Source organism: Escherichia coli DSM 30083 = JCM 1649 = ATCC 11775 (assembly GCF_003697165.2).
Taxonomy (GTDB): domain Bacteria; phylum Pseudomonadota; class Gammaproteobacteria; order Enterobacterales; family Enterobacteriaceae; genus Escherichia; species Escherichia coli.
Window position 1 is genome coordinate 268,282 of record NZ_CP033092.2, and the last position, 26,579, is coordinate 294,860.

Annotated in this window: 28 protein-coding genes; 15 read left to right on the forward strand and 13 right to left on the reverse strand. The window is 50.5% G+C overall.

Features of this window, described 5'->3' with window-relative positions; genetic code table 11:
* Positions 1-3 precede the first annotated feature (3 nt).
* Positions 4-561, reverse strand: a complete 558-nt coding sequence (gene dcrB / locus EAS44_RS02045) for a phage sensitivity protein DcrB (protein ID WP_001245296.1) — start codon at positions 559-561, stop codon at positions 4-6.
* Between the two features lie 72 nt (positions 562-633).
* Positions 634-1,299, reverse strand: coding sequence for a 7-cyano-7-deazaguanine/7-aminomethyl-7-deazaguanine transporter (gene yhhQ / locus EAS44_RS02050; protein ID WP_001100463.1), 666 nt, complete (start codon positions 1,297-1,299; stop codon positions 634-636).
* Positions 1,300-1,519: 220 nt separating this feature from the next.
* On the opposite strand from yhhQ, the gene tusA reads away from it, so the two are divergent.
* Positions 1,520-1,765 (forward strand): sulfurtransferase TusA, encoded by a 246-nt coding sequence (gene tusA / locus EAS44_RS02055; RefSeq protein WP_000130621.1) that lies wholly within the window; start codon positions 1,520-1,522, stop codon positions 1,763-1,765.
* Positions 1,766-2,033: 268 nt separating this feature from the next.
* Here tusA and zntA read toward each other — a convergent pair whose 3' ends face one another.
* Together zntA and yhhN are read right to left on the reverse strand one after the other, a co-directional pair.
* Entirely contained in the window at positions 2,034-4,232 is a 2,199-nt protein-coding gene (gene zntA, locus EAS44_RS02060; RefSeq protein WP_000106588.1) for a Zn(II)/Cd(II)/Pb(II) translocating P-type ATPase ZntA, read from the reverse strand.
* Positions 4,233-4,305: 73 nt separating this feature from the next.
* Positions 4,306-4,932, reverse strand: coding sequence for a lysoplasmalogenase (gene yhhN / locus EAS44_RS02065; RefSeq protein WP_000964729.1), 627 nt, complete (start codon positions 4,930-4,932; stop codon positions 4,306-4,308).
* Positions 4,933-5,072: 140 nt separating this feature from the next.
* On the opposite strand from yhhN, the gene yhhM reads away from it, so the two are divergent.
* Positions 5,073-5,432, forward strand: a complete 360-nt coding sequence (yhhM, locus tag EAS44_RS02070; RefSeq protein ID WP_000042886.1) for a DUF2500 domain-containing protein — start codon at positions 5,073-5,075, stop codon at positions 5,430-5,432.
* A gap of 2 nt (positions 5,433-5,434) precedes the next feature.
* Here yhhM and yhhL read toward each other — a convergent pair whose 3' ends face one another.
* Both yhhL and rsmD read right to left on the reverse strand, forming a co-directional pair.
* The gene (gene yhhL, locus EAS44_RS02075; protein ID WP_001295207.1) at positions 5,435-5,704 is read right to left on the reverse strand and encodes a DUF1145 family protein; all 270 of its coding nucleotides are present in this window, start codon (positions 5,702-5,704) and stop codon (positions 5,435-5,437) included.
* Positions 5,694-6,290, reverse strand: coding sequence for a 16S rRNA (guanine(966)-N(2))-methyltransferase (rsmD, locus tag EAS44_RS02080; protein WP_000743193.1), 597 nt, complete (start codon positions 6,288-6,290; stop codon positions 5,694-5,696). Before rsmD ends, yhhL begins: the two co-directional genes overlap by 11 nt.
* Positions 6,291-6,439: 149 nt before the next feature.
* Here rsmD and ftsY point away from each other — a divergent pair, with 149 nt between their 5' ends.
* From ftsY to rpoH, 4 genes are all read left to right on the forward strand, one after another.
* A complete protein-coding gene (gene ftsY / locus EAS44_RS02085) occupies positions 6,440-7,936 on the forward strand; it encodes a signal recognition particle-docking protein FtsY (protein ID WP_001040644.1) in 1,497 nt (498 codons plus the stop codon).
* Positions 7,937-7,938: 2 nt separating this feature from the next.
* The gene (ftsE, locus tag EAS44_RS02090) at positions 7,939-8,607 is read left to right on the forward strand and encodes a cell division ATP-binding protein FtsE (protein ID WP_000617723.1); all 669 of its coding nucleotides are present in this window, start codon (positions 7,939-7,941) and stop codon (positions 8,605-8,607) included.
* Positions 8,600-9,658 (forward strand): permease-like cell division protein FtsX, encoded by a 1,059-nt coding sequence (ftsX, locus tag EAS44_RS02095; RefSeq protein WP_001042003.1) that lies wholly within the window; start codon positions 8,600-8,602, stop codon positions 9,656-9,658. The genes ftsE and ftsX overlap by 8 nt, the downstream gene beginning before the upstream one ends.
* A 244-nt stretch (positions 9,659-9,902) precedes the next feature.
* Positions 9,903-10,757 (forward strand): RNA polymerase sigma factor RpoH, encoded by an 855-nt coding sequence (gene rpoH, locus EAS44_RS02100; protein WP_000130217.1) that lies wholly within the window; start codon positions 9,903-9,905, stop codon positions 10,755-10,757.
* 103 nt (positions 10,758-10,860) lie between these two features.
* Here rpoH and dapA read toward each other — a convergent pair whose 3' ends face one another.
* From dapA to EAS44_RS02130, 6 genes are read right to left on the reverse strand one after another with little or no spacing between them, the layout of a single operon-like run.
* Positions 10,861-11,745: a 4-hydroxy-tetrahydrodipicolinate synthase gene (gene dapA, locus EAS44_RS02105; RefSeq protein WP_000661262.1), complete on the reverse strand. Its 885-nt coding sequence runs from the start codon at positions 11,743-11,745 to the stop codon at positions 10,861-10,863.
* Positions 11,745-12,665: a phosphoglycerate dehydrogenase gene (locus tag EAS44_RS02110; protein WP_001332164.1), complete on the reverse strand. Its 921-nt coding sequence runs from the start codon at positions 12,663-12,665 to the stop codon at positions 11,745-11,747. Before EAS44_RS02110 ends, dapA begins: the two co-directional genes overlap by 1 nt.
* 1 nt (position 12,666) lies before the next feature.
* On the reverse strand, positions 12,667-13,521 hold the full coding sequence (locus EAS44_RS02115) for a PTS system mannose/fructose/sorbose family transporter subunit IID (RefSeq protein ID WP_000368745.1): 855 nt from the start codon (positions 13,519-13,521) through the stop codon (positions 12,667-12,669).
* Positions 13,514-14,260: a PTS mannose/fructose/sorbose/N-acetylgalactosamine transporter subunit IIC gene (locus EAS44_RS02120; RefSeq protein WP_000021882.1), complete on the reverse strand. Its 747-nt coding sequence runs from the start codon at positions 14,258-14,260 to the stop codon at positions 13,514-13,516. Before EAS44_RS02120 ends, EAS44_RS02115 begins: the two co-directional genes overlap by 8 nt.
* Positions 14,261-14,276: 16 nt before the next feature.
* A complete protein-coding gene (locus EAS44_RS02125; protein ID WP_025856700.1) occupies positions 14,277-14,762 on the reverse strand; it encodes a PTS system mannose/fructose/N-acetylgalactosamine-transporter subunit IIB in 486 nt (161 codons plus the stop codon).
* A gap of 6 nt (positions 14,763-14,768) precedes the next feature.
* Entirely contained in the window at positions 14,769-15,170 is a 402-nt protein-coding gene (locus EAS44_RS02130) for a PTS sugar transporter subunit IIA (RefSeq protein ID WP_001071333.1), read from the reverse strand.
* 934 nt (positions 15,171-16,104) lie between these two features.
* On the opposite strand from EAS44_RS02130, the gene livJ reads away from it, so the two are divergent.
* A complete protein-coding gene (gene livJ / locus EAS44_RS02135; RefSeq protein WP_001021996.1) occupies positions 16,105-17,208 on the forward strand; it encodes a branched chain amino acid ABC transporter substrate-binding protein LivJ in 1,104 nt (367 codons plus the stop codon).
* A gap of 187 nt (positions 17,209-17,395) precedes the next feature.
* Here the strand turns inward: livJ and panM are convergent, their stop codons facing one another.
* Positions 17,396-17,779: an aspartate 1-decarboxylase autocleavage activator PanM gene (gene panM, locus EAS44_RS02140; RefSeq protein WP_000778796.1), complete on the reverse strand. Its 384-nt coding sequence runs from the start codon at positions 17,777-17,779 to the stop codon at positions 17,396-17,398.
* A gap of 423 nt (positions 17,780-18,202) precedes the next feature.
* Here panM and livK point away from each other — a divergent pair, with 423 nt between their 5' ends.
* The 8 genes from livK (at position 18,203) to ugpE (ending at position 26,579) form a co-directional block, all read left to right on the forward strand.
* A complete protein-coding gene (livK, locus tag EAS44_RS02145) occupies positions 18,203-19,312 on the forward strand; it encodes a high-affinity branched-chain amino acid ABC transporter substrate-binding protein LivK (RefSeq protein ID WP_001332166.1) in 1,110 nt (369 codons plus the stop codon).
* A 47-nt stretch (positions 19,313-19,359) separates the two neighbouring features.
* Positions 19,360-20,286, forward strand: coding sequence for a high-affinity branched-chain amino acid ABC transporter permease LivH (gene livH, locus EAS44_RS02150; RefSeq protein ID WP_001295101.1), 927 nt, complete (start codon positions 19,360-19,362; stop codon positions 20,284-20,286).
* Positions 20,283-21,560 carry a branched chain amino acid ABC transporter permease LivM gene (gene livM, locus EAS44_RS02155; protein WP_000803800.1) on the forward strand — a complete coding sequence of 426 codons (1,278 nt, stop codon included), beginning with the start codon at positions 20,283-20,285 and terminating at the stop codon, positions 21,558-21,560. The genes livH and livM overlap by 4 nt, the downstream gene beginning before the upstream one ends.
* The gene (gene livG / locus EAS44_RS02160) at positions 21,557-22,324 is read left to right on the forward strand and encodes a high-affinity branched-chain amino acid ABC transporter ATP-binding protein LivG (RefSeq protein WP_000082101.1); all 768 of its coding nucleotides are present in this window, start codon (positions 21,557-21,559) and stop codon (positions 22,322-22,324) included. Before livM ends, livG begins: the two co-directional genes overlap by 4 nt.
* 1 nt (position 22,325) lies before the next feature.
* Positions 22,326-23,039: a high-affinity branched-chain amino acid ABC transporter ATP-binding protein LivF gene (gene livF, locus EAS44_RS02165; protein ID WP_000416895.1), complete on the forward strand. Its 714-nt coding sequence runs from the start codon at positions 22,326-22,328 to the stop codon at positions 23,037-23,039.
* Between the two features lie 396 nt (positions 23,040-23,435).
* Positions 23,436-24,752, forward strand: a complete 1,317-nt coding sequence (gene ugpB / locus EAS44_RS02170; protein WP_000803580.1) for a sn-glycerol-3-phosphate ABC transporter substrate-binding protein UgpB — start codon at positions 23,436-23,438, stop codon at positions 24,750-24,752.
* 97 nt (positions 24,753-24,849) lie between these two features.
* Complete coding sequence (ugpA, locus tag EAS44_RS02175) at positions 24,850-25,737, forward strand: sn-glycerol-3-phosphate ABC transporter permease UgpA (RefSeq protein ID WP_000099282.1); 888 nt, start codon at positions 24,850-24,852, stop codon at positions 25,735-25,737.
* Positions 25,734-26,579, forward strand: coding sequence for a sn-glycerol-3-phosphate ABC transporter permease UgpE (ugpE, locus tag EAS44_RS02180; RefSeq protein ID WP_000572183.1), 846 nt, complete (start codon positions 25,734-25,736; stop codon positions 26,577-26,579). Before ugpA ends, ugpE begins: the two co-directional genes overlap by 4 nt.

Below are 26,579 nucleotides of genomic sequence, written 5' to 3' on the forward strand. Positions count from 1 at the left end.
AACTTACTGAATAACCAGCGTATTAATGATGTTTTCTGCGGTGGTCTGTGCTTTTTGCTGATTGTCAGCGGGCAGCGTAATTTGCATGGTTAGCAGTTGATTACCCACGTTACCCAGAATAACGGAAGAGTACGCCGTCTGGCCTTTCGCGGAGATAATGCTGTCTAACTGCTGCATTTTGTGACCTTTCAGCTCAATGGCTTTATTGGTTACCACTTGCAGCTGCGGATCGCGGCTACGTTGCTGATCTTCCAGACGCTTCGCCAGCACCGCCAGATCTTCTTTCGGATCATCGCCCATGATGACGATGACTGCTTTCTGCCCGGTGGCGTCGGACCAGACATGCATGTTATTGGCCTGCGTTCCCAGCTTACCGCTCTGGTCGGTCATATCCGCTGGCAGCGAGAAACTTAACTTGCCATCAAGCAGGTTGACGGGATTCCCGGTCGCGTTACTTTCTGCGACCGAACCCTGCGCCGTAGCGTTAGTGTCTTTATCATCACAGGCCGCAAGCCCCATAACCAGCAGGCCAATTCCGACATATTTAACCAGATTGCGCATTGACTTCTTCCTTTCGATAAACGGCCATAACGGCTCATTCATCCATCTTATCACAACTCTGATAACGAACCTTTAACTCGCCTGCAAAGCGTTGATTTCGGATTTATCTGCCAGTCTTTTCAACAGCATATTGAGTAGTACGCCATACATTGGCAGGAAGAAAACGATACTGATTAACACTTTGAAACAGTAATCGACCAGCGCGATTTCCATCCAGTGTTCAGCCATAAAGGCATCCGGGCTACGCCAGAAGGCAATGAAGAAGAAGGCCAGCGTGTCGCTGACGTTACCGAACAGTGTGGACGCTGTCGGTGCCAGCCACCAGTGACGACTCTGACGCAGGCGGTTAAAAACGTGCACGTCGAGGATCTGCCCCAGCGCGTAGGCCATGAAACTGGCGGTGGCGATACGGGCGACAAACAGGTTGAAGTGGGCGAGCGCGCCGAATCCTTGCCATGACCCCATATAAAACAGCGATGAGATGACGTAGGAGATCAGCAATGCGGGGATCATTACCGCAAAGATGATGCGACGAGCCAGCGGCGCGCCAAAAATACGCACGGTCAGGTCAGTAGCGAGAAAGATAAACGGAAAGCTAAACGCGCCCCAGGTGGTATGAAAACCAAAAATGGAGACCGGAAGCTGAACCAGATAGTTACTGGAGGTGATCACCAGAAGATGAAATAACGATAACCAGAACAACGCCTTATAGCGTTGCGTTTGCGAGAAAACGTTCATATTGTACCTTTTTGATTAACCATTGGGGTGAGGGAACCCAATACGTACGACACGTCTGTTACCTTAACATAATAACGTGCTGACCCTTTTTTCGAGCCGCCGCATGATACTGCTTTACGTTGACAATGCAATGGTTAATTTTCACGCAATCGTTAACCTGGTTTGCTTACGGACTCACAGGGCGTAAACTAGCGCCGTTTTTTTATGTGATGAGAAGAAAATGACCGATCTCTTTTCCAGCCCTGACCACACACTCGACGCGCTTGGCCTGCGCTGCCCGGAACCAGTAATGATGGTGCGCAAAACTGTGCGCAATATGCAGCCAGGTGAAACGTTGCTGATTATTGCTGACGATCCGGCGACGACACGCGATATTCCTGGGTTTTGTACCTTTATGGAACACGAACTGGTTGCGAAAGAGACCGATGGACTGCCTTATCGTTATTTGATTCGTAAAGGCGGTTGATGGGGGAAGATTGGCTTCGATGCCGCCTTTTGCCCTCACCCTAACCCTCTCCCCAGAGGAGCGAGGGGACCGATCGCGCTCAATGTTGCTGCTTGAAACCGGTTTGTAGGCCGGATAAGGCGTTCAAGCTGCATCTGGCGATACGGTGCACAATGCCTGATGCGACGCTGTCGCGTCTTATCATGCCTACGAGTTCGATGCTCTGTGTAGGCCGGATAAGGTGTTCACGCCGCATCCGGCATTGTTGGACCGTAGACTGATAGCCTCTTTATTTCCTGCGCAATAACCGTAACGCATTCGCCGTCACCAGCACCGTCGCACCCGTATCTGCCAGCACTGCCAGCCATAGTCCGGTCATCCCTAACAGCGTGGTGACGAGGAAAACGCCTTTCAGCCCCAGCGCAATGGTGATGTTCTGGCGGATATTGGCGTGAGTGGCGCGTGCCAGTTCAATCATTTGCACCAGGCCGCGCAGGTGGTTATGGGTTAATGCTGCATCTGCGGTTTCCAGGGCCACGTCCGTGCCACTGCCCATTGCAATCCCGATGGCGGCAGCTTTCATCGCTGGCGCGTCGTTAATACCGTCGCCGACCATCGCCAGCGGCGCATGTTGATTCAGCTCGGTCACCGCTTTAACTTTATCTTCCGGCAAGAGGCCCGCTTTAAATTCCAGCCCCAGTTCCCCGGCGATTGCCGCTGCTGCGCGTGGATTATCGCCGGTGAGGATCACCCCTTTGACACCCAGCGCGTTCAGTTCACTGATAGCAGTTGCAGCATCGGCGCGCAAGGTATCCTGCAACGCAATGACACCCAGCACGTCATCATTACGTACTACCAGCACTACCGTTTGCCCGGCGCTTTCCAGTTCATTAATCAAACCAGCAAATGCATCAGCAGGATGTTTTCCGGCAGCGCATATCAACACGCGCTCACCGTTAACCTGCGCTTCAATGCCAGACCCGACCAGCGCCCGCTGTGATTGGGCGGTGGGAATGGCGAGTTCAGCAACCTGTGCTTCGCGCACAATGGCCTGTGCCAGTGGATGCGTCGCGCCTTGCTCGACCGCCGCCGCCAGTGTCAGCAGTTCAGATTCACTAATACCCGTTGCCGGATGAATCGCGGTAACGCGCGGTTTACCGACGGTCAGCGTACCGGTTTTATCAAACGCCACCTGGGTAACACGACCCAGCTGCTCCAGCGCCGCGCCGCCTTTAATCAACGCCCCACGACGCGCTGCTGCCGCCAGCCCGGAGGTAATCGCCGCGGGCGTGGAGATAACTAACGCACACGGGCAGCCAATCAGCAGCAGCGTCAGCCCTTTATAAATCCACTCCTGCCAGCTGGCGGCAAACAGCAGTGGTGGCACCAGCGTCACCAGCAGAGCGACGGCCATAATCGCGGGCGTATAGATACGGCTGAAACGGTCGATAAACCGCTCAATGGGTGCGCGACGCTCTTCGGCTTCTTCGATCAGTTTCAGAATCCGGTCAATGGCGCTGGCACCCGGTTCTGACAGCACTTCCAGCGTTACCAGACGGTCTACGCTGGTGGCACCAGCAGGGACTTTATCGCCCGTTGCGCGCTCCACCGGAATGGATTCGCCGGTCAGGGCGCTTTCATCAAAACTGGCAAACGGTGAGAGCAGTTTACCGTCGGCAGGCAAACGTCCACCTGCGGCGACTTCAATCACATCGCCAGGGCGCAGGCTGTTAATCGCCACCTCTTCACGCTCACCGTTACGCAGGCGCGTGGCGGTTTCTGGTTTCAGCGCCATTAACGCGCTAACGCCCTGACGCGCGCGGCTGGCGGCCCAGCCTTCCAGTCGTTCACCAATCAAAAACAGCAGCAACACCATCGCAGCTTCAGCCGTTGCGCCAATAAACAGTGCACCAATAGCGGCTATGCTCATTAAGGTTTCAATGGCGAAGTAGCTGCCAGATTTGATCAGCCGTAATGCCTGACGAGCAATTGGGTACAGCCCAACCAGCGTGGTCGCGATAAACGCCAGTTGACCAAACGGATGATTGAACTGCTCCAGCCCCCAACTGATTGCCATCATCACGATAAGCGTAATCAGCGGCAGATTCTCTTTCAGGCGTGATTCTTGTGGTTCGTCGGAGGCCTGTTCATCGCGCAGGGAATAGCCCGCTTTTTGCACCGCAGATTCAACTTGTGCCCGGATGTCATTGTCGGCATCCACCACCAGTTTTTCGGTGGCGAACAACACCTGTACCTGATTCACGCCTGCAAGCTGGCGCACGGCATTTTCCACTTTGCGCGCACAGGCGGCGCAGTCCATACCGCTGACTTTCCAGCTATAGCGGGTGCCGGAGACGTTTTCAGAGAGAGTTGGCGTGCTGGAACATGCGCCGTCGCAGCAACAGTCGTTGGTGTTCTGTACCGTAGTTAGCGGTTTGAACGCAGCAAATTGAGGGGCTTTCTTGCCGTGATTGTCAGGAGTCGACATGGCATCCTCCGGTTAAGTTTTTTCTCATTAACCGAAGGATACACTCTGGAGTCGACTCCAGAGTCAAGTTTTATCAGAGATACAGCGAGCGGACGATGAGGAAGTGACCAGCAAAGTAGCAGGCCGCGGCAATGGCGTTATCCGCACGGAAGCGTCGGCGATAGTGACTACCCAGCCAGACAAAGTTACTGATAAACAGCAACGAAGCGCCGACAAACGCAGAGAGCGCCGGAGCGGTCGGACGGAAGAACCACAGTTCACCTGCCAGCCACACCATCACCAGCGTCATGCCGATAAACGTGCAGATAGGCCAACGATACTCTTCCAGACGCGTCCAGATAATCGCCAGTAACAGCGCGCCCAGAACCAGCAGCACCAACGGCAGAGGCCAGAAGAAGGAGAGCGTCATCTGACTGGCGAAATAGATGGTGTACAGCAGGTGCGAGAGGAAAAACGCGCCGATGGCGTACATCAGACGTTGACGTGGCAACAGGGTTAGCGTATCGCCCAGCAGTGAGGCACACAGCCCCGCCAGCACCAGATAGCTAATGGCGTCGAACATCGGCGCTTGCCAGGCCAGCAACAGCAGGAGAAGAAGGGTTAACGGTTTAAACACCCAGCGTTGCCAGGTTGGCCCACGATACGATGCATCCACAGATAGCCATGCGGAAAGACAGACAGCGATAAACGACCAAAGCATCTTAGTTCCTTGAATTCGTTATTTTTTCGTAAGCGGAATGCCTACGGTCTTGCTTCCAGTTTAGTGGCGAGGGTGGACGGATGACAACACCATAACTGGCAGGGTATGCTTATTTCCGCATTTTCCGATGAGGGATAAAGATGAGTAAACCACCTCTTTTCTTTATTGTTATCATTGGCTTAATCATCGTCGCCGCATCGTTTCGTTTTATGCAACAACGACGGGAAAAAGCTGATAATGATATGGCACCGCTCCAGCAAAAGCTGGTGGTGGTGAGCAACAAGCGGGAAAAACCGATTAACGATCGCCGTTCGCGCCAGCAGGAAGTGACTCCGGCAGGCACCAGTATGCGCTATGAGGCAAGCTTCAAACCGCAAAGCGGAGGAATGGAGCAGACGTTTCGCCTCGACGCCCAGCAGTACCACGCCCTGACAGTGGGTGATAAAGGTACGCTGAGCTATAAAGGAACGCGCTTTGTCAGCTTTGTAGGCGAACAATAAGGTTATTTTTTAACTTTAAATTTCTTCTGCCAGACCAGCAGTTCAAACACGCCGAAAAGGAAAATCCGCACCTTTTCGGCGGTGGTCATCTGCGGGCCATCTTTCGGTAAAGTGGATTTCAATAGCGCCAGCTGCATACCATGCATCAGCACGGTAAAAATCAGCGCCACGTTAACGAAAATATTCAGCGGGCGTGGGAAGGGATGCACCAGGTTGAGGATTAAAAATCCCCAAACACAGAGCATTAACAAACGACCAATATTAATCAGCATCACTTTCTCCTTGTGCTTCGCGTTGATACAGCCGATAAGCCACCTGACCCGCCACTTTTTCCCGATGTAATGACCAGTTTGCCGGAACAGTGGGCAGACCGTTTTCGACTTCGCTTTCGACATAAATCAGGGCTTCGTCAGCCAGCCAGCCGTTATCTTCCAGTAAATTTATCGTCTCTTCTAACAAGCCACGGCGGAACGGTGGATCGACAAACACGATATTATGCGGTGTGCCTTTTTGCGCCAGGAATGACATCGCGTTGCTGTTCACCACGCGTGCATTGCCTGCTTTTAGTGTCGCCAGATTCTTAATTAACTGCTGAGAAACCGCACGATCCATCTCAATCAACGTGGCCCCCGCAGCGTAGCGCGATAACGCTTCCAGCCCCAGCGCGCCGCTCCCGGCGAAGCAATCCAGACATTGGGCGTCAACAATGACCGGAGCCAGCCAGTTAAACAACGTTTCGCGTACGCGGTCGGTGGTGGGGCGCAGACCTGGACTATCAGGAACCGGGAGTTTACGGCCTCGCCACTGCCCGCCAATAATGCGGATTTGGCCGCTGCCGGAATGATTCGGTTTTTTCATGATAAATTGCTCAATCCGCCAGATAACACATACTTGCAGGCGGTGATGTGAATTAAGTTAAGTGATAGACTATTTCATCATTTTTTTAGCTGCTATGTACATAGCGTTAACGCTGTGCCATGAAGCAACAGCGAGGAGTGTAGTCGCAAATGGCGAAAGAAAAAAAACGTGGCTTTTTTTCCTGGCTGGGCTTTGGTCAAAAAGAGCAGACCCCGGAAAAAGAGACAGAAGTTCAGAATGAACAACCAGTTGTAGAAGAAATCGTTCAGGCGCAAGAGCCTGTGAAGGCTTCTGAACACGCCGTTGAAGAGCAGCCGCAGGCGCATACTGAAGCCGAGGCGGAAACTTTTGCTGCCAACGTTGTGGAAGTTACTGAACAGGTTGCTGAAAGTGAAAAAGCGCAGCCTGAAGCGGAAGTCGTTGCACAGCCGGAATCGGTCGTAGAAGAAACGCCGGAGCCAGTGGCTATCGAACGTGAAGAACTGCCGTTGCCGGAAGACGTCAACGCCGAAGCGGTTTCGCCAGAAGAGTGGCAGGCCGAAGCGGAAACCGTAGAGATTGTCGAAGCGGCGGAAGAAGAAGCGGCTAAAGAAGAAATCACCGACGAAGAGCCGGAGGCACAGGCGCTGGCTGCCGAAGTGGCAGAAGAGGCGGTAATGGTGGTTTCTCCGGCAGAAGAAGAGCAGCCGGTGGAAGAAATCGCTCAGGAGCAGGAAAAACCGACCAAAGAAGGTTTCTTCGCGCGCCTGAAACGCAGCCTGTTAAAAACCAAAGAAAATCTCGGTTCCGGATTTATCAGCCTGTTCCGCGGTAAAAAAATCGACGATGATCTGTTTGAAGAGCTGGAAGAACAGCTGTTGATCGCCGATGTGGGCGTGGAAACCACTCGTAAAATTATCACCAATCTGACGGAAGGCGCATCCCGCAAGCAGCTTCGTGATGCCGAGGCGCTCTATGGCCTGCTGAAAGAAGAGATGGGCGAGATTCTGGCGAAAGTCGATGAGCCGCTGAATGTTGAAGGTAAAACGCCGTTCGTGATCCTGATGGTGGGCGTCAACGGTGTGGGTAAAACCACGACGATTGGTAAGCTGGCGCGTCAGTTTGAGCAGCAGGGTAAATCGGTGATGCTGGCGGCAGGCGATACTTTCCGTGCGGCAGCGGTTGAACAGCTTCAGGTCTGGGGGCAGCGCAACAATATTCCGGTGATTGCCCAGCATACCGGTGCGGATTCCGCTTCTGTTATCTTCGACGCCATTCAGGCCGCTAAAGCGCGTAACATCGACGTCCTGATTGCCGATACCGCCGGACGCCTGCAGAACAAATCGCACCTGATGGAAGAGTTGAAGAAAATCGTCCGCGTGATGAAGAAACTCGACGTTGAAGCTCCGCATGAAGTTATGCTGACTATTGATGCCAGCACCGGGCAGAATGGGGTAAGCCAGGCCAAACTGTTCCACGAAGCCGTTGGCTTAACCGGCATCACGCTAACGAAACTGGACGGCACGGCGAAAGGCGGGGTAATTTTCTCGGTGGCTGACCAGTTTGGTATCCCTATCCGCTACATTGGTGTCGGCGAACGTATTGAGGATTTGCGTCCGTTTAAGGCGGACGACTTTATAGAGGCACTTTTTGCCCGAGAGGATTAACAATGATTCGCTTTGAACATGTCAGCAAGGCTTATCTCGGTGGGAGACAGGCGCTGCAGGGCGTTACGTTCCATATGCAGCCGGGTGAGATGGCGTTTCTGACCGGTCATTCCGGCGCAGGGAAAAGTACCCTCCTGAAGCTGATCTGTGGGATTGAGCGGCCCAGCGCCGGGAAAATCTGGTTTAGCGGCCATGACATCACGCGTCTGAAAAACCGTGAAGTTCCGTTTCTGCGCCGCCAGATTGGCATGATTTTCCAGGATCACCATCTACTGATGGACCGTACTGTCTATGATAACGTGGCGATCCCGCTGATTATCGCCGGTGCCAGCGGTGATGACATTCGTCGCCGGGTGTCGGCGGCGCTGGATAAAGTCGGGCTACTGGACAAAGCGAAGAACTTCCCTATTCAGCTTTCCGGCGGTGAACAACAGCGTGTTGGCATTGCCCGCGCGGTGGTGAACAAGCCCGCGGTACTGCTGGCGGATGAACCGACCGGTAACCTGGACGACGCGTTGTCGGAAGGCATTTTACGTCTGTTTGAAGAGTTTAACCGCGTTGGGGTAACCGTATTGATGGCAACGCACGACATCAACCTGATCTCGCGGCGTTCCTATCGCATGCTCACCCTGAGCGATGGTCACTTGCATGGAGGCGTGGGCCATGAATAAGCGCGATGCAATCAATCATATTCGGCAGTTTGGCGGGCGTCTGGATCGCTTCCGTAAATCGGTCGGCGGCTCTGGCGACGGCGGTCGTAACGCGCCAAAACGGGCGAAATCCTCGCCAAAACCGGTAAATCGCAAAACCAACGTTTTCAACGAACAGGTGCGCTATGCCTTCCACGGCGCATTGCAGGATCTGAAAAGCAAACCGTTCGCCACGTTTTTAACGGTGATGGTTATCGCCATCTCCCTGACGCTGCCCAGCGTCTGTTATATGGTGTACAAAAACGTTAACCAGGCGGCGACGCAGTATTATCCGTCACCGCAAATCACTGTTTATCTGCAAAAAACGCTGGATGATGACGCCGCTGCGGGTGTGGTGGCACAGTTACAGGCCGAGCAAGGCGTAGAGAAAGTGAATTATCTTTCTCGTGAAGACGCACTGGGCGAGTTCCGTAACTGGTCTGGTTTTGGTGGTGCGCTGGATATGCTGGAAGAAAACCCGCTTCCGGCAGTGGCGGTGGTGATCCCGAAACTCGATTTTCAGGGGACGGAATCACTGAATACGCTGCGTGATCGTATCACCCAGATCAACGGCATTGACGAAGTGCGGATGGATGACAGCTGGTTTGCCCGTCTGGCGGCGTTAACCGGGCTGGTCGGGCGCGTTTCCGCGATGATCGGCGTGTTGATGGTGGCGGCAGTGTTCCTCGTCATCGGTAACAGTGTGCGCCTGAGTATCTTTGCTCGCCGTGACTCCATTAACGTGCAGAAACTGATTGGTGCGACGGATGGTTTCATCCTGCGTCCGTTCCTGTACGGTGGCGCATTGCTGGGATTTTCTGGCGCATTGTTGTCACTAATTTTGTCAGAAATTCTGGTACTGCGTTTGTCATCGGCGGTTGCAGAAGTGGCACAGGTTTTCGGAACGAAGTTTGATATCAATGGCTTATCGTTCGATGAATGCCTGCTATTGCTGCTGGTATGCTCGATGATTGGTTGGGTGGCAGCGTGGCTTGCCACGGTACAACATTTACGCCACTTTACGCCGGAATAATAAAAGCGTGTTATACTCTTTCCCTGCAATGGGTTCCGTAGCAGGGAAAGAGACCCCGTTGTCTCTTCCCGGTATTTCATCTCTATGTCACATTTTGTGCGTAATTTATTCACAAGCTTGCATTGAACTTGTGGATAAAATCACGGTCTGATAAAACAGTGAATGATAACCTCGTTGCTCTTAAGCTCTGGCACAGTTGTTGCTACCACTAAAGCGCCAGAAGATATCGATTGAGAGGATTTGAATGACTGACAAAATGCAAAGTTTAGCTTTAGCCCCAGTTGGCAACCTGGATTCCTACATCCGGGCAGCTAACGCGTGGCCGATGTTGTCGGCTGACGAGGAGCGGGCGCTGGCTGAAAAGCTGCATTACCATGGCGATCTGGAAGCAGCTAAAACGCTGATCCTGTCTCACCTGCGGTTTGTTGTTCATATTGCTCGTAATTATGCGGGCTATGGCCTGCCACAGGCGGATTTGATTCAGGAAGGTAACATCGGCCTGATGAAAGCAGTGCGCCGTTTTAACCCGGAAGTGGGTGTGCGCCTGGTCTCCTTCGCCGTCCACTGGATCAAAGCAGAGATCCACGAATACGTTCTGCGTAACTGGCGTATCGTCAAAGTTGCGACCACCAAAGCGCAGCGCAAACTGTTCTTTAACCTGCGTAAAACCAAGCAGCGTCTGGGCTGGTTTAACCAGGATGAAGTCGAAATGGTGGCCCGTGAACTGGGCGTAACCAGTAAAGACGTACGTGAGATGGAATCACGTATGGCAGCACAGGACATGACCTTTGACCTGTCTTCCGACGACGATTCCGACAGCCAGCCGATGGCTCCGGTGCTCTATCTGCAGGATAAATCATCTAACTTTGCCGACGGCATTGAAGATGATAACTGGGAAGAGCAGGCAGCAAACCGTCTGACCGACGCGATGCAAGGTCTGGACGAGCGTAGCCAGGATATCATCCGCGCGCGCTGGCTGGACGAAGACAATAAGTCCACGTTGCAGGAACTGGCTGACCGTTACGGTGTTTCCGCTGAGCGTGTGCGCCAGCTGGAAAAGAACGCGATGAAAAAACTTCGCGCTGCTATTGAAGCGTAATCGCGCAGCGCGTTAAGTTGCCACAGATAACCCCTGGATTTGAGTCCGGGGGTTTTTGTTTACGCTATCTTGTAGGACAAGAGATACATCCGGCATTTGTCCTTTACAGGAAATTATAGCCTTTCAACATTTCCTTGATGTCTTCAACGATCGCGTCGTTTGGCATATGAATTGGTCTACGTGTAATACCTGCCTTCACACCCATCAGGTTTAATGCTTCCTTCATTACTGCAGGCGCGGTCATTTTCTTGATCGTCATGCGCAGTGCATCCATTTTATTACGCTCTTCCTGCGCCTTCTCCATTTCACCGGCCATGAAGTAATTATATAAATCGACTTCAATCGTAGGCAGAACATTCGACGTTGCAGCGACAGCAGCCACAGAACCTTCTTTAAATGCATCCAGCATTAACGAGTCAGAGCCGTTTAATACCTTAAAGTTTTTATGTTTAGCGATTTCCAGATACTGTTTCTGGACTTCGAATTTACCGCTACTGTCTTTTATCGCTACGATATTTTTGATATCGGCTAAACGATTTGCCGTTTCGTATTCGATGCTTAATCCTGTCTGGCCCGGCAGGTTATAGAGAATGATGGGGGCTGTTGTGCTAAAGGCAATATCGTAATAGTGACGGTATAAATCTTCCTGATTTGGTACCAGATAGTACGGCGTGACAACAGAAATATAATCGGCACCCGCATCAACTAACCGTTTAGTCAATTCGATGGTTTGTTTTGTGCTGCAGCACCCAGCACCTGCACAAATGGTAACTTCATTACCGACCTCTTCAACGACGGCTTTTGTTAACTCAACTTTTTCGTCATCGGAAAGCAAATGGAATTCACCATTAGTTCCGCAAATGAATAAACCATGAACACCATTATCTACTAACCAGCGCGCCATTTTTTTCGCCGCAGTGATATCCATTTTTTCCGTTTCATCGAAAGGCGTTACCATTGCGGTAATAATCCCTTTGAGCTCTTTCATTACTCTTTCTCCAGTTCCTGTAATACGTTTTTAATAGAAATTTGCATTGTGTTATGGTCGGCCTCATCGGTAAATGAAGCGGCATGAGGGGTAATAGAATAATTTTTAAGTTCGGTGAGTTCTTTTGAACGTTCTCTCAGTTCAATATCTTCACTGGCAAAAGCAATTTTCTGATTGCTAAGTGCGGTATATAAACTTTTCTCATCGACCAATCCACCCCTGGCTGTATTGATTAAAATAGCCGAAGATTTCATTTTCTCAAATACAGAGTCGTTAATTATATTGCGAGTACTGTCCAGTAAAGGTAAATGCAGAGAAATTACATCGCTGTACTGATATATTTCATCAGGTGATTTAAGTTCTATATAGGATGGAACCTTGCTTTTATCAATATGAGGATCATGAGCAGTAATCGTCATTCCCATAGAATGAGCAATATGAGCAACATGTTGACCAATTGCACCAAGTCCAATTAATCCCAGATTTTTTTGATATAGCTCATACCCGACAAGCCTGATGTCCTTACCATTTCTTGCCTGACTCTCGATTTCAACATATTTTCGGGAACTGGAGAGCATCATCAGAATGGTCATTTCTGCAACAGAAATAGAGTTAGCATTAAGAGCTTTATGTACCACGATGTCTTTACTATTTGCGTAATCGACATCTATGTTATCTAACCCTACGCCATATTTTGAAATAACCTTCAGGTTTTTTGCCTGATCAATAACTTCTCTGCTCAGAGGATCGTTTCCGGTGATAATGGCATTCGCGTCTTTAATTTTCTCGATGAGTTCTTCCTTGCTATATCGACCTCCACTGTTATTACATTCAACTTGATAACCTGCGGATTTTAACTTATCAATATAGACCTTGCCTTTACCCACAAAAGGCCGGGGAGTGATAATTATCTTTTTCATTTTATAAAAGGCCAAAGAAAGAAAATGCAAGACTCAAAACAAGAATAGTGACCAGAATACGTAAGAAATGAGGGCCACATTTTTGTATGTAAAAATAAATACCCAACACGGCAATAAGTGGCAACATGTTAGGGACAATTTTATCTAGCATATCCTGTAAGACAATGGTATTGCCACCGCCGGTTGTAATATGCAATGGCGTCTTAATTTTTACATACGTTGCTGAAAGCGCCCCCATCATCAACAGCCCGAACATTCCAGCACCTTCGATAATTCGATGTATGCTCCCGGAATGCAAGATTTCCAGAATTGACTCTTTCCCTTTTTTATAGCCGATATTAAGAGCAAATCGACTGGCGAAGAACATATAACTAACCTGGTAAATCAGGGGGAGAAGTGCAGCAATAACATATCCCTGAATAACAAACGGGATACAGACACCAATAACAATGGGACGCAATGTACCAAAGTCTAACGTGTCACCAATACCCGATACAGGCCCCATAAGACCAGTTTTTAAACCCGTAACAAGTTGTGTTGTTGATTCACGTTGTTCTTCTGATTCCTGGGCGGCTTTTTCCTCCAGTGCAATACTAATACCAGCGATAACCGAGCCCCAGTTAGCCTGTGTGTTGAACATGGTTAAATGGCGCTGTAAGGCTTTGGCGAGATCTTTTTCATCTGGGTATAGCTTCGCCAATACGCCTGTCATTGCATTGCAAAATGCCAGTGCTTGTAAACGTTCAAAGTTCAATGATGTTTCAGAGAACGCGTGCCATTTTAGCCAAACAATCTGAACGTCTCTTTTCGTAATAGGGGAGGATTCTGAGTATCCTGACTCAATTATATTATCCATTTTTAGTTCCTTTTGTATTTTGTGACTGCATATATAAGAGGACGGCACAGAGTCCAAAAATAGAGATGCCAATGGTATTCAAGCCTGAATAGGTCACGAGGAAAAAGCCAATAATGAACAGAGGGATGTATTGTTTCTTACCGATAACAATTATGGTTATCGCAAAACCGAGTGCAGGCAGAATATTACCGGCAATTGCCAGGCCATTCGTCGACCAGGCGGGAAGCAGGTTTACAAAAGAGGCAATGGCATCCGGGCCATACAGGCAGGCGATGAATACCGGTACAAAACGCATCGGAAAGGCTAACAGGAGAGGATATATTGTGGCTGCGCGTTGGATGCCTTTTATATCACCTTTTTCTGCGTAGCGATCAGCCATGTGGATAAATGTGGTATTCAGTGTTTTACGTACGTTTTCCAGAACAACGCCGAGCAATCCCAGTGGAATAGCCAAAGAGATAGCAATTTCTGGTTTAATACCTGCGGTAAGTGCAATTGGAATTGCTATACACGAGGCTAGACCTTCATCTGCAGGAGGATTTCCTCCCGGGGCAATACTCCCGATATAGATCATCTGTAAGGTGGCCCCAACAGATAAAGCAGTTGGCATATCATTAAAGATGAGTCCCATAATAGGTGCTATCGATAATGGCATACGCATAATAGAAAAGCCGTACCATACTTTTGCTTGGGATATCCAATATACCAGGGCAATCATTGCTGCTGTAAAAATAGACATAAGCTCCTCTCCTTAATTAAGGTAACTTATTTTTGATTTTTTGTAGGCTGGCAGGATCTTCTTCAGGAATAGTTTGGAAATAAACTTTGATATTCTTATCTTCGATGATTTGAAGTTTGTCGGCATCTTCGTGGTTGAGTGATATTTGGTTAAAGACAATTTTTCTTCCCGGAGTATTTTCAACACCACCGACTTGTAATTCCTCTAACATCAAACCACCTTGTATAGTTTTTAATGCAGAATCGATCGATTTGAAAAGAATTAGTAATTTACCTTCATAGAAACTATTGCTGTTCCAGCGTTGTAACGTATCTTCAATGGAGGTCATTATGACTTCAACACCACTTGGCGCTGCCATCTTATAGACTTCAGCCAGGAAAGGATTGCGTGACAAGGGATCATCAATAACAATTATTTTATTTGCATCACTCCTTTTTAGCCATTTTGTTATGACTTGTCCATGAATTAAACGGTAATCAATACGGGCATGTACTATACTCATAGTTTATCATCCTTTATTAAAACAATAAGTTTGAATCATCTCTTTACCAGCATCATGTATATGCTGAATATATTCATCAAAGGACTGTTCTTCGTCAGAATCCTGTAACATGTTGGCTTCAATTAACATTGCCAGATTGACACCGCTGATGCAGCGAATGGGAAATTCTCGTGAAAGAAGGTAGGCGATATTTGAAGGTGTGCCGCCATAAATATCCGTAAATATGATTGTTTCTACATCAGGATTGAGTATGGTTTTTACTTGTTGCATAAGTGCTTCAGGTGACATTCCCGGCATCAGAGAAATAGCTGTAGTATGCGGTGTTTTACCTACAATCATTTCGCTACTGGCGAGTAAAGCATTCCCTGCCTCACCGTGTGTCAGAATTATAATATTGAACTGGTTCAAATGATAAATTCCTTTTAATATGTACAGAGGATAGATAATAAATAATATTCAACACATGAATGTTTTTAGCTTTCAGCAAGGTAACCTTTGGCCTTTGATTATATTGTTTTTATTTGGCGATAATGTTAGCAAGATCACAGTTGATAGCATTAGCTAAAATTGCTAATAAATTGTTTGTAATAAAAAACAGGGCTTATGATGTGCTGTTCATCATAATTAATGATAATTGAATACTTTTATATTTATTTAATGAATATATTCCAGTGAACCAAAAATACGTCGAGTAAATAAATCAACACTTATGATTTATAAGAATTATATATAAAAAGAGGACGTATTACGCTTAAAGAAGATAGACTTTATGCTAATTATATATATTTAATGCTTGTTTTAAATTTCAGGATGGGAAAAGGGATATGCTCAATCTGGAAAAACACAATTGAGCTATAGCCGTTTCTACTAATAGATTAAATGCTATAGAGCAACATTTGGGGGGTATGAGGAATATTTGAAACCAGACAACATATCAGGAAAAATGCTCAAGGGAGGTCCATTCCAAAACTGAGTACAGGCTAGTTATCAGCAATGTTTATTGCCATTACTTTGTTTATTTGATTACGGGAATTGTGATGTATTTTGCTCGGTAAGCTTTATCGTGCTCAGGTTTGAGGTATGCGTGATGGCATCATCATTTGATGTACCAGGCTATTTTTACCCCAACGCTTGTTTAGGTGAATTTCTTCTTGTAGAAAAAGCCAACTGTCCCGCAGATTGTTAATAAACTGTCAAAATAGCTATTCCAATATCATAAAAATGGGGTATGTTTTAGCAGAGTATGCTGCTAAAGCACGGGTAGCTACGTATAAAACGAAATAAAGTGCTGCACAACAACATCACAACACACGTAATAACCAGAAGAGTGGGGATTCTCAGGATGAACATAAAGGGTAAAGCGTTACTGGCAGGATGTATCGCGCTGGCATTCAGCAATATGGCTCTGGCAGAAGATATTAAAGTCGCCGTCGTAGGCGCAATGTCCGGTCCGGTGGCGCAGTACGGTGACCAGGAGTTTACTGGCGCAGAGCAGGCGGTTGCGGATATCAATGCTAAAGGTGGTATCAAAGGCAACAAACTGCAAATCGTAAAATATGACGATGCCTGTGACCCGAAACAGGCGGTTGCGGTGGCGAACAAAGTCGTTAACGACGGCATTAAATACGTGATTGGTCACCTCTGCTCTTCATCAACGCAGCCAGCGTCTGACATCTACGAAGACGAAGGCATTTTAATGATCACCCCAGCGGCAACCGCACCAGAGCTGACCGCCCGTGGCTATCAGCTGATCCTGCGCACCACCGGCCTGGACTCAGACCAGGGGCCGACGGCGGCGAAATATATACTTGAGAAAGTGAAACCGCAACGCATTGCTATCGTTCACGACAAACAGCAGTACGGCGAAGGTCTGGCGCGTGCAGTGCAGGACGGCCTGAAGAAAGGCAATGCTAACGTGGTGTTCTTTGATGGCATCACCGCCGGGGAAAAAGATTTCTCTACCCTGGTGGCGCGTTTGAAGAAAGAGAATATCGATTTCGTTTACTACGGCGGTTATCACCCGGAAATGGGGCAAATCCTGCGTCAGGCACGCGCGGCAGGGCTGAAAACTCAGTTTATGGGGCCAGAAGGCGTGGCTAACGTCTCGCTGTCTAACATTGCGGGCGAATCAGCGGAAGGGCTGCTGGTGACCAAGCCGAAGAACTACGATCAGGTTCCGGCGAACAAACCGATTGTTGACGCGATCAAAGCGAAAAAACAGGACCCAAGCGGCGCGTTCGTCTGGACCACCTACGCCGCGCTGCAATCTTTGCAAGCGGGCCTGAATCAGTCTGACGATCCGGCGGAGATCGCTAAATACCTGAAAGCGAACTCGGTTGATACGGTGATGGGGCCGCTGACCTGGGATGAGAAAGGCGATCTGAAAGGCTTTGAGTTCGGTGTGTTTGACTGGCACGCCAACGGCACGGCGACTGATGCGAAGTAATCATTAATCGGCAACTTTGGGTTGCCGCCAAATTGCTAATATCGAGTACGTTGCTTCATGCCGGATGCGGCGTAAACGCCTTATCCGGCCTACAAGATTCAAAGAAATCAGTAAATTGCAGCACACATTGTAGGCCTGATAAGCGTAGCGCATCAGGCAATATCACTTGTGAAATCAAACTTGACGATTAACGCTTCTCCCAGCCACCCTGTTGTGCCGTAAATCCCAGTGCTCGCATAAACGCCGTCATCACGCCGCGATCTTCCACGCCAGCATCCGCCATCCACCAACATGAAACGCCAGGATTGTTACGCAAAACCTCTTCCAGCAGATATTGCCCCACACCGCGACGGCGGGTGACTTCCCTCACACGCAGGGAATCCAGTGCCCCCTCGGTGCCGCTTAAGGTTACCCGCACGGCCGCGAGAAGGCGCTCGTTAAAACGCGCGGCGTAGATACGGTGGTTATCGTCAACCTGTAAAGAGGAAGGGGAATACTCCGGCCAGATCTTTTGCAGGTCAATCCGGTCCTGGTCGCTAAAGTTTTCTAATCGAATGATGGTCAGCTTCATGGGTAACCCGTGTAAATCACAAAAGTGGAACCAGTGTAGCGAAATAATTTAATCGGAGGCTTTCTCTTTTTTAATTCTTTTGGCAGGTGATTAATTTTTTAACAGCAATAATTACAAAGTTAAAACATTAGAGAATGAAAAATACCCAGCATAATCCCCTGAATGGTAGTGAATTATTCCGCCCTTTGTGCCGTTATTTTATGCTGACAAAGGCACTTTTTTCTGTTTATCTATCAATAAATTCAGAATATTATCTGTTCTTAATCGACTGAAAAATAGGGATTTTAATCGCTATCATCACAAAATACTGCGCTAAACCCTTAATCAGACAGGTAAAAACAGTGCAGTATAAAAAAAGAACAGTCTGATTTGTTAACACATAAAAACAAAGCAACACAACATCACGAATGGGGATTTTTGACTATGAAACGGAATGCGAAAACTATCATCGCAGGGATGATTGCACTGACAATTTCACACACCGCTATGGCTGACGATATTAAAGTCGCCGTTGTCGGCGCGATGTCCGGCCCGATTGCCCAGTGGGGCGATATGGAATTTAACGGCGCGCGTCAGGCAATTAAAGACATTAATGCCAAAGGGGGAATTAAGGGCGATAAACTGGTTGGCGTGGAATATGACGACGCCTGCGACCCGAAACAAGCCGTTGCGGTCGCCAACAAAATCGTTAACGACGGCATTAAATATGTTATTGGTCATCTGTGTTCCTCCTCTACCCAACCTGCATCAGATATCTATGAAGACGAAGGTATTCTGATGATCTCGCCGGGAGCGACCAATCCGGAGCTGACCCAACGCGGTTATCAATACATCATGCGTACTGCCGGGCTGGACTCTTCCCAGGGGCCAACGGCGGCAAAATACATTCTTGAGACGGTGAAGCCCCAGCGCATCGCCATCATTCACGACAAACAACAGTATGGCGAAGGGCTGGCACGTTCGGTGCAGGACGGGCTGAAAGCGGCTAACGCCAACGTCGTCTTCTTCGACGGCATTACCGCTGGAGAGAAAGATTTCTCCGCGCTGATCGCCCGCCTGAAAAAAGAAAACATCGACTTCGTTTACTACGGCGGTTACTACCCGGAAATGGGGCAGATGCTGCGCCAGGCCCGTTCCGTTGGCCTGAAAACCCAGTTTATGGGGCCGGAAGGTGTCGGTAATGCGTCGCTGTCGAACATTGCCGGTGATGCCGCTGAAGGCATGTTGGTCACCATGCCAAAACGCTATGACCAGGATCCGACAAACCAGGGCATCGTTGATGCGCTGAAAGCCGACAAGAAAGATCCGTCCGGGCCCTATGTCTGGATCACCTACGCGGCGGTGCAATCTCTGGCAACTGCCCTTGAACGTACCGGCAGCGATGAGCCGCTGGCGCTGGTGAAAGATTTAGAAGCTAACGGTGCAAACACCGTAATTGGGCCGCTGAACTGGGATGAAAAAGGCGATCTTAAGGGATTCGATTTTGGTGTCTTCCAGTGGCATGCCGACGGTTCATCCACGGCAGCCAAGTGATCATCCCACCGTTCGTGAAAAACGGGCGGGTTTAGAAAGGTTACCTTATGTCTGAGCAGTTTTTGTATTTCTTGCAGCAGATGTTTAACGGCGTCACGCTGGGCAGTACCTACGCGCTGATAGCCATCGGCTACACCATGGTTTACGGCATTATCGGCATGATCAACTTCGCCCACGGCGAGGTTTACATGATTGGCAGCTACGTCTCCTTTATGATCATCGCCGCACTGATGATGCTGGGCATTGATACCGGCTGGCTGCTGGTGGTGGCGGGATTCGTCGGCGCAATCGTCATTGCCAGCGCCTACGGCTGGAGTATCGAACGGGTAGCCTATCGCCCGGTGCGCAACTCTAAGCGCCTGATTGCACTCATCTCGGCAATCGGTATGTCTATCTTCCTGCAAAACTACGTTAGCCTGACCGAAGGTTCGCGCGACGTGGCGCTGCCCAGCCTGTTTAACGGTCAGTGGGTAGTGGGTCATAGCGAAAACTTCTCTGCCTCTATTACTACCATGCAGGCGGTTATCTGGATTGTCACCTTCCTCGCCATGCTGGCACTGACGATTTTCATTCGCTATTCCCGTATGGGGCGAGCCTGCCGTGCCTGCGCGGAAGATCTGAAAATGGCGAGCCTGCTTGGCATCAACACCGATCGGGTGATTGCGCTGACCTTTGTGATTGGCGCGGCGATGGCGGCAGTGGCGGGCGTGCTGCTCGGTCAGTTCTACGGCGTAATTAACCCTTACATCGGCTTTATGGCCGGGATGAAAGCCTTTACCGCTGCGGTGCTCGGTGGGATTGGCAGCATTCCGGGGGCGATGATTGGCGGGCTGATCCTGGGGATTGCGGAGGCGCTCTCTTCTGCCTATCTGAGTACGGAATATAAAGATGTGGTCTCATTCGCCCTGCTGATCCTGGTGCTGCTGGTGATGCCGACCGGTATTCTGGGTCGCCCGGAGGTAGAGAAAGTATGAAACCGATGCATATTGCAATGGCGCTGCTCTCTGCCGCTATGTTCTTTGTGCTGGCGGGCGTCTTTATGGGCGTGCAACTGGAGCTGGATGGCACCAAACTGGTGGTCGACACGGCTTCAGACATCCGTTGGCAGTGGGTGTTTATCGGCACTGCGGTGGTCTTTTTCTTCCAGCTTTTGCGACCTGCTTTCCAGAAAGGGCTAAAAAGCGTTTCCGGGCCGAAGTTTATTCTGCCCGCGATTGATGGCTCCACGGTGAAGCAGAAACTGTTCCTCGTGGCGCTGCTGGTGCTTGCGGTGGCGTGGCCGTTTATGGTGTCGCGTGGGACGGTGGATATCGCCACTCTGACCATGATCTACATTATTCTCGGTCTCGGGCTGAACGTGGTTGTTGGTCTTTCTGGTCTGCTGGTGCTGGGATACGGCGGCTTTTACGCCATCGGCGCTTACACTTTTGCGCTGCTCAATCACTATTACGGTCTGGGCTTCTGGACCTGTCTGCCGATTGCCGGGTTGATGGCGGCGGCGGCGGGCTTCCTGCTCGGTTTTCCGGTGCTGCGTCTGCGCGGTGACTATCTGGCGATCGTTACCCTCGGGTTCGGCGAAATTGTGCGCATATTGCTGCTCAATAACACCGAAATTACCGGCGGACCGAACGGTATCAGTCAGATTCCGAAACCGACGCTCTTCGGACTCGAGTTCAGCCGTACCGCCCGCGAAGGCGGCTGGGACACGTTCAGCAATTTCTTTGGCCTGAAATACGATCCCTCCGATCGCGTCATCTTCCTCTACCTGGTGGCGTTGCTGCTGGTGGTGTTAAGCCTGTTTGTCATTAACCGCCTGCTGCGGATGCCGCTGGGGCGTGCGTGGGAAGCGTTGCGTGAAGATGAAATCGCTTGTCGTTCGCTGGGCTTAAGCCCGCGTCGTATCAAGCTGACTGCCTTTACCATCAGCGCTGCGTTTGCCGGTTTTGCCGGAACGTTGTTTGCTGCGCGCCAGGGCTTTGTCAGCCCTGAATCCTTCACTTTTGCCGAATCGGCGTTTGTGCTGGCGATAGTGGTGCTCGGCGGTATGGGCTCGCAATTTGCAGTGATTCTGGCGGCTGTTTTGCTGGTGGTATCGCGCGAGTTGATGCGTGATTTCAACGAATACAGCATGTTAATGCTCGGTGGTTTGATGGTGCTGATGATGATCTGGCGTCCGCAGGGCTTGCTGCCCATGACGCGCCCGCAACTCAAGCTGAAAAACGGCGCAGCAAAAGGAGAGCAGGCATGAGTCAGCCATTATTATCTGTTAACGGCCTGATGATGCGCTTCGGCGGCCTGCTGGCGGTGAACAACGTCAATCTTGAACTGTACCCGCAGGAGATCGTCTCGTTAATCGGCCCTAACGGTGCCGGAAAAACCACGGTCTTCAACTGCCTGACCGGATTCTATAAACCCACCGGCGGTACCATTTTACTGCGCGATCAGCACCTGGAAGGTTTACCGGGGCAGCAAATTGCCCGCATGGGCGTGGTGCGCACCTTCCAGCATGTACGTCTGTTCCGTGAAATGACGGTGATTGAAAACCTGCTGGTGGCACAGCATCAGCAACTGAAAACTGGGCTGTTCTCCGGCCTGTTGAAAACCCCCTCTTTCCGTCGCGCCCAGAGCGAAGCGCTCGACCGCGCCGCTACCTGGCTTGAGCGCATTGGTTTGTTGGAACATGCCAACCGTCAGGCGAGTAACCTGGCCTATGGTGACCAGCGTCGTCTGGAGATTGCCCGCTGTATGGTGACGCAGCCGGAGATTTTAATGCTCGACGAACCGGCAGCAGGTCTTAACCCGAAAGAGACGAAAGAGCTGGATGAGCTGATTGCCGAACTGCGTAACCATCACAACACCACTATCTTGTTGATTGAACATGATATGAAGCTGGTGATGGGGATTTCAGACAGAATTTACGTGGTCAATCAGGGGACGCCGCTGGCAAACGGTACACCGGAGCAGATCCGTAATAACCCGGATGTGATCCGTGCCTATTTAGGTGAGGCATAAGATGGAAAAAGTCATGTTGTCCTTTGACAAAGTCAGCGCCCACTACGGCAAAATCCAGGCGCTGCATGAGGTGAGCCTGCATATCAATCAGGGCGAGATTGTCACCCTCATTGGCGCGAACGGGGCGGGGAAAACCACCTTGCTCGGCACGTTATGCGGCGATCCGCGCGCCACCAGCGGGCGAATTGTGTTTGATGATAAAGACATTACCGACTGGCAGACGGCGAAAATCATGCGCGAAGCGGTAGCGATTGTCCCGGAAGGGCGTCGTGTCTTCTCGCGGATGACGGTGGAAGAGAACCTGGCGATGGGCGGCTTTTTTGCCGAACGCGACCAGTTCCAGGAGCGCATAAAGTGGGTCTATGAACTGTTTCCACGTCTGCATGAGCGCCGTGTTCAGCGAGCGGGCACTATGTCTGGCGGTGAACAGCAGATGCTGGCGATTGGTCGCGCGCTGATGAGCAACCCGCGTTTGTTGTTGCTTGATGAGCCATCGCTCGGGCTGGCACCGATTATCATCCAGCAAATTTTCGACACCATCGAACAACTGCGCGAGCAGGGGATGACCATCTTCCTTGTCGAGCAGAACGCCAACCAGGCGCTAAAGCTGGCGGATCGCGGCTACGTGCTGGAAAACGGTCATGTAGTGCTCTCCGATACCGGCGACGCGCTGCTGGCGAATGAAGCGGTGAGAAGTGCGTATTTAGGCGGGTAATAACACGTTGATTGATAAGGAGTCAAAAGACTCCTTTGAGACAGGTGACAAATGTAAAATTGCCTGATGCGCTGCGCTTATCAGGCCTACTGGGTGAGTTGCAATATATTGAATTTGCACGATCTTGTAGGCCGGATAAGGCGTTTACGCCGCATCCGGCATGAAACGATGAGTAATCTGTAGAGTTTGATTCAGACCTTCTATTTTTCCGCTTATCCGTGCCCCATCTCCCATTTTCCCTCGCCCGCGCCGTCACCGCCTTGTCATCTTTCTGACACCTTACTATCTTAAAAATGTAACAAAATAGTTATTTTTCTGTAATTCGAGCATGTCATGTTACTCCGCGAGCATAAAACGCGTGAATTCGCGCATTCGGTACAACAAGAGAGATAATCAATGAAACCGTTACGTTATACAGCTTCAGCACTGGCGCTCGGACTGGCTTTAATGGCAAATGCGCAGGCAGTGACGACCATTCCGTTCTGGCATTCGATGGAAGGGGAACTGGGTAAAGAGGTGGATTCTCTGGCCCAACGTTTTAACGCCGAAAACCCGGATTACAAAATTGTACCGACCTATAAAGGCAACTACGAACAGAATTTAAGCGCGGGGATTGCCGCATTTCGTACCGGCAACGCTCCGGCTATTTTGCAGGTTTATGAAGTTGGCACCGCCACCATGATGGCGTCGAAAGCCATTAAACCGGTGTATGACGTGTTTAAAGAGGCGGGGATTCAATTCGATGAGTCGCAGTTTGTGCCGACGGTTTCAGGCTACTACTCCGACAGCAAAACCGGCCACTTACTCTCCCAGCCGTTCAACAGCTCGACTCCCGTTCTCTATTACAACAAAGACGCCTTCAAGAAAGCAGGATTAGACCCGGAACAGCCGCCAAAAACCTGGCAGGATCTGGCGGACTATGCCGCAAAACTGAAAGCCTCCGGTATGAAGTGCGGCTACGCCAGCGGCTGGCAGGGATGGATCCAACTGGAAAACTTTAGCGCCTGGAACGGTTTGCCGTTTGCCAGCAAAAACAACGGCTTTGACGGCACAGACGCGGTGCTTGAGTTCAACAAGCCGGAGCAGGTGAAACACATCGCCATGCTCGAAGAGATGAACAAGAAGGGCGATTTCAGCTACGTTGGGCGTAAGGATGAATCCACCGAGAAGTTCTATAACGGTGATTGCGCGATGACCACCGCCTCTTCCGGTTCTCTCGCCAACATTCGCGAGTACGCCAAATTTAACTATGGCGTAGGCATGATGCCTTACGATGCCGATGCGAAAGATGCGCCACAAAACGCCATTATCGGCGGAGCCAGTCTATGGGTAATGCAGGGTAAAGATAAAGAAACCTACACCGGCGTGGCGAAGTTCCTCGACTTCCTCGCAAAGCCAGAAAACGCTGCCGAGTGGCATCAGAAAACCGGCTATCTGCCAATCACTAAAGCGGCGTATGACCTGACCCGTGAGCAGGGCTTTTACGAGAAAAACCCAGGAGCGGATATTGCCACGCGTCAGATGCTGAACAAGCCACCGTTGCCGTTCACCAAAGGTTTGCGTCTGGGCAACATGCCGCAGATCCGCGTGATTGTGGATGAAGAGCTGGAGAGCGTGTGGACCGGTAAGAAGACACCACAGCAGGCGCTGGATACTGCCGTTGAGCGTGGGAACCAGTTACTGCGCCGCTTTGAGAAATCGACGAAGTCTTAATCAGTGTAATGTCGGATGCGTTTCGCTTATCTGACCTGGCATCGCGTGTAGGCCGGATAAGCGAAGCGCATCCGGCACAGTTCAGGAATTAATTGTAATGTCATCATCCCGTCCGGTGTTCCGCTCGCGCTGGCTGCCTTATTTGCTGGTCGCGCCGCAGCTCATCATCACCGTTATCTTTTTTATCTGGCCTGCGGGCGAAGCGTTGTGGTACTCGCTACAAAGCGTCGATCCGTTTGGTTTCTCCAGCCAGTTTGTCGGCCTGGATAATTTCGTCACGCTGTTTCACGACAGCTACTATCTCGACGCCTTCTGGACGACGATAAAATTCAGCACCTTTGTCACCGTCAGCGGTTTGCTGGTATCGCTGTTCTTCGCAGCGCTGGTGGAGTACATCGTGCGCGGCAGTCGTTTCTATCAAACCTTGATGCTGCTGCCGTATGCCGTGGCTCCCGCCGTTGCCGCCGTATTGTGGATCTTTCTGTTTAACCCTGGTCGCGGGCTGATCACCCATTTTCTCGCTGAGTTCGGCTACGACTGGAACCACGCGCAAAACAGCGGTCAGGCGATGTTCCTGGTGGTGTTTGCCTCAGTGTGGAAGCAAATCAGCTACAACTTTCTGTTCTTCTATGCCGCGCTGCAATCCATCCCCCGTTCGTTGATCGAAGCCGCAGCCATTGATGGGGCAGGGCCGATTCGCCGCTTCTTTAAGATTGCGCTGCCGCTTATCGCTCCGGTGAGTTTCTTCCTGCTGGTGGTGAACCTGGTGTATGCCTTCTTCGACACCTTCCCGGTGATCGACGCCGCCACGTCCGGCGGGCCAGTACAGGCCACCACGACGCTGATTTATAAGATTTACCGTGAAGGCTTTACCGGACTGGATTTGGCTTCGTCTGCCGCGCAGTCGGTGGTGTTGATGTTCCTCGTCATCGTGCTGACGGTGGTGCAGTTCCGCTATGTTGAAAGCAAGGTACGTTACCAATGATTGAGAACCGTCCGTGGCTGACAATATTCAGCCATACCATGCTGATCCTCGGGATCGCGGTGATCCTCTTCCCGCTGTACGTGGCGTTTGTCGCGGCGACGCTGGATAAACAAGAAGTCTATGCCGCACCGATGACGCTAATCCCCGGCACACATCTGCTGGAAAACATCCACAACATCTGGGTAAACGGGGTAGGCACGAATAGCGCGCCGTTCTGGCGGATGTTGCTTAACAGCTTTGTGATGGCGTTCAGCATTACGCTCGGCAAAATTACCGTCTCGATGCTCTCGGCATTTGCCATTGTCTGGTTTCGTTTTCCGCTACGTAACCTCTTCTTCTGGATGATTTTTATCACCCTGATGTTGCCGGTTGAAGTGCGTATCTTCCCGACGGTGGAAGTCATCGCCAACCTGAAAATGCTCGACAGCTACGCAGGTTTAACGCTGCCGCTGATGGCCTCGGCGACCGCCACGTTTCTGTTTCGCCAGTTCTTTATGACCCTACCGGATGAACTGGTGGAAGCCGCGCGGATCGACGGCGCGTCGCCAATGCGTTTCTTTTGCGACATCGTTTTTCCGCTGTCCAAAACCAATCTGGCGGCGCTGTTTGTGATTACCTTTATTTACGGCTGGAACCAGTATTTGTGGCCGTTGTTGATTATTACCGACGTTGATCTCGGCACCACCGTGGCAGGGATTAAAGGGATGATCGCCACAGGCGAAGGCACAACGGAATGGAACTCGGTGATGGCGGCGATGTTGTTAACCCTGATCCCACCAGTAGTGATTGTTTTAGTGATGCAGCGTGCCTTCGTGCGCGGCCTGGTCGATAGTGAGAAATAA

Bases quoted from the DNA above. Each gene is read 5' to 3' on its own strand.
- dcrB (WP_001245296.1), bottom strand. From the start codon at position 561: ATGCGCAATCTGGTTAAATATGTCGGAATTGGCCTGCTGGTTATGGGG.
- yhhQ (WP_001100463.1), bottom strand. From the start codon at position 1,299: ATGAACGTTTTCTCGCAAACGCAACGCTATAAGGCGTTGTTCTGGTTA.
- tusA (WP_000130621.1), top strand. From the start codon at position 1,520: ATGACCGATCTCTTTTCCAGCCCTGACCACACACTCGACGCGCTTGGC.
- zntA (WP_000106588.1), bottom strand. From the start codon at position 4,232: ATGTCGACTCCTGACAATCACGGCAAGAAAGCCCCTCAATTTGCTGCG.
- yhhN (WP_000964729.1), bottom strand. From the start codon at position 4,932: ATGCTTTGGTCGTTTATCGCTGTCTGTCTTTCCGCATGGCTATCTGTG.
- yhhM (WP_000042886.1), top strand. From the start codon at position 5,073: ATGAGTAAACCACCTCTTTTCTTTATTGTTATCATTGGCTTAATCATC.
- yhhL (WP_001295207.1), bottom strand. From the start codon at position 5,704: ATGCTGATTAATATTGGTCGTTTGTTAATGCTCTGTGTTTGGGGATTT.
- rsmD (WP_000743193.1), bottom strand. From the start codon at position 6,290: ATGAAAAAACCGAATCATTCCGGCAGCGGCCAAATCCGCATTATTGGC.
- ftsY (WP_001040644.1), top strand. From the start codon at position 6,440: ATGGCGAAAGAAAAAAAACGTGGCTTTTTTTCCTGGCTGGGCTTTGGT.
- ftsE (WP_000617723.1), top strand. From the start codon at position 7,939: ATGATTCGCTTTGAACATGTCAGCAAGGCTTATCTCGGTGGGAGACAG.
- ftsX (WP_001042003.1), top strand. From the start codon at position 8,600: ATGAATAAGCGCGATGCAATCAATCATATTCGGCAGTTTGGCGGGCGT.
- rpoH (WP_000130217.1), top strand. From the start codon at position 9,903: ATGACTGACAAAATGCAAAGTTTAGCTTTAGCCCCAGTTGGCAACCTG.
- dapA (WP_000661262.1), bottom strand. From the start codon at position 11,745: ATGAAAGAGCTCAAAGGGATTATTACCGCAATGGTAACGCCTTTCGAT.
- EAS44_RS02110 (WP_001332164.1), bottom strand. From the start codon at position 12,665: ATGAAAAAGATAATTATCACTCCCCGGCCTTTTGTGGGTAAAGGCAAG.
- EAS44_RS02115 (WP_000368745.1), bottom strand. From the start codon at position 13,521: ATGGATAATATAATTGAGTCAGGATACTCAGAATCCTCCCCTATTACG.
- EAS44_RS02120 (WP_000021882.1), bottom strand. From the start codon at position 14,260: ATGTCTATTTTTACAGCAGCAATGATTGCCCTGGTATATTGGATATCC.
- EAS44_RS02125 (WP_025856700.1), bottom strand. From the start codon at position 14,762: ATGAGTATAGTACATGCCCGTATTGATTACCGTTTAATTCATGGACAA.
- livJ (WP_001021996.1), top strand. From the start codon at position 16,105: ATGAACATAAAGGGTAAAGCGTTACTGGCAGGATGTATCGCGCTGGCA.
- panM (WP_000778796.1), bottom strand. From the start codon at position 17,779: ATGAAGCTGACCATCATTCGATTAGAAAACTTTAGCGACCAGGACCGG.
- livK (WP_001332166.1), top strand. From the start codon at position 18,203: ATGAAACGGAATGCGAAAACTATCATCGCAGGGATGATTGCACTGACA.
- livH (WP_001295101.1), top strand. From the start codon at position 19,360: ATGTCTGAGCAGTTTTTGTATTTCTTGCAGCAGATGTTTAACGGCGTC.
- livM (WP_000803800.1), top strand. From the start codon at position 20,283: ATGAAACCGATGCATATTGCAATGGCGCTGCTCTCTGCCGCTATGTTC.
- livG (WP_000082101.1), top strand. From the start codon at position 21,557: ATGAGTCAGCCATTATTATCTGTTAACGGCCTGATGATGCGCTTCGGC.
- livF (WP_000416895.1), top strand. From the start codon at position 22,326: ATGGAAAAAGTCATGTTGTCCTTTGACAAAGTCAGCGCCCACTACGGC.
- ugpB (WP_000803580.1), top strand. From the start codon at position 23,436: ATGAAACCGTTACGTTATACAGCTTCAGCACTGGCGCTCGGACTGGCT.
- ugpA (WP_000099282.1), top strand. From the start codon at position 24,850: ATGTCATCATCCCGTCCGGTGTTCCGCTCGCGCTGGCTGCCTTATTTG.
- ugpE (WP_000572183.1), top strand. From the start codon at position 25,734: ATGATTGAGAACCGTCCGTGGCTGACAATATTCAGCCATACCATGCTG.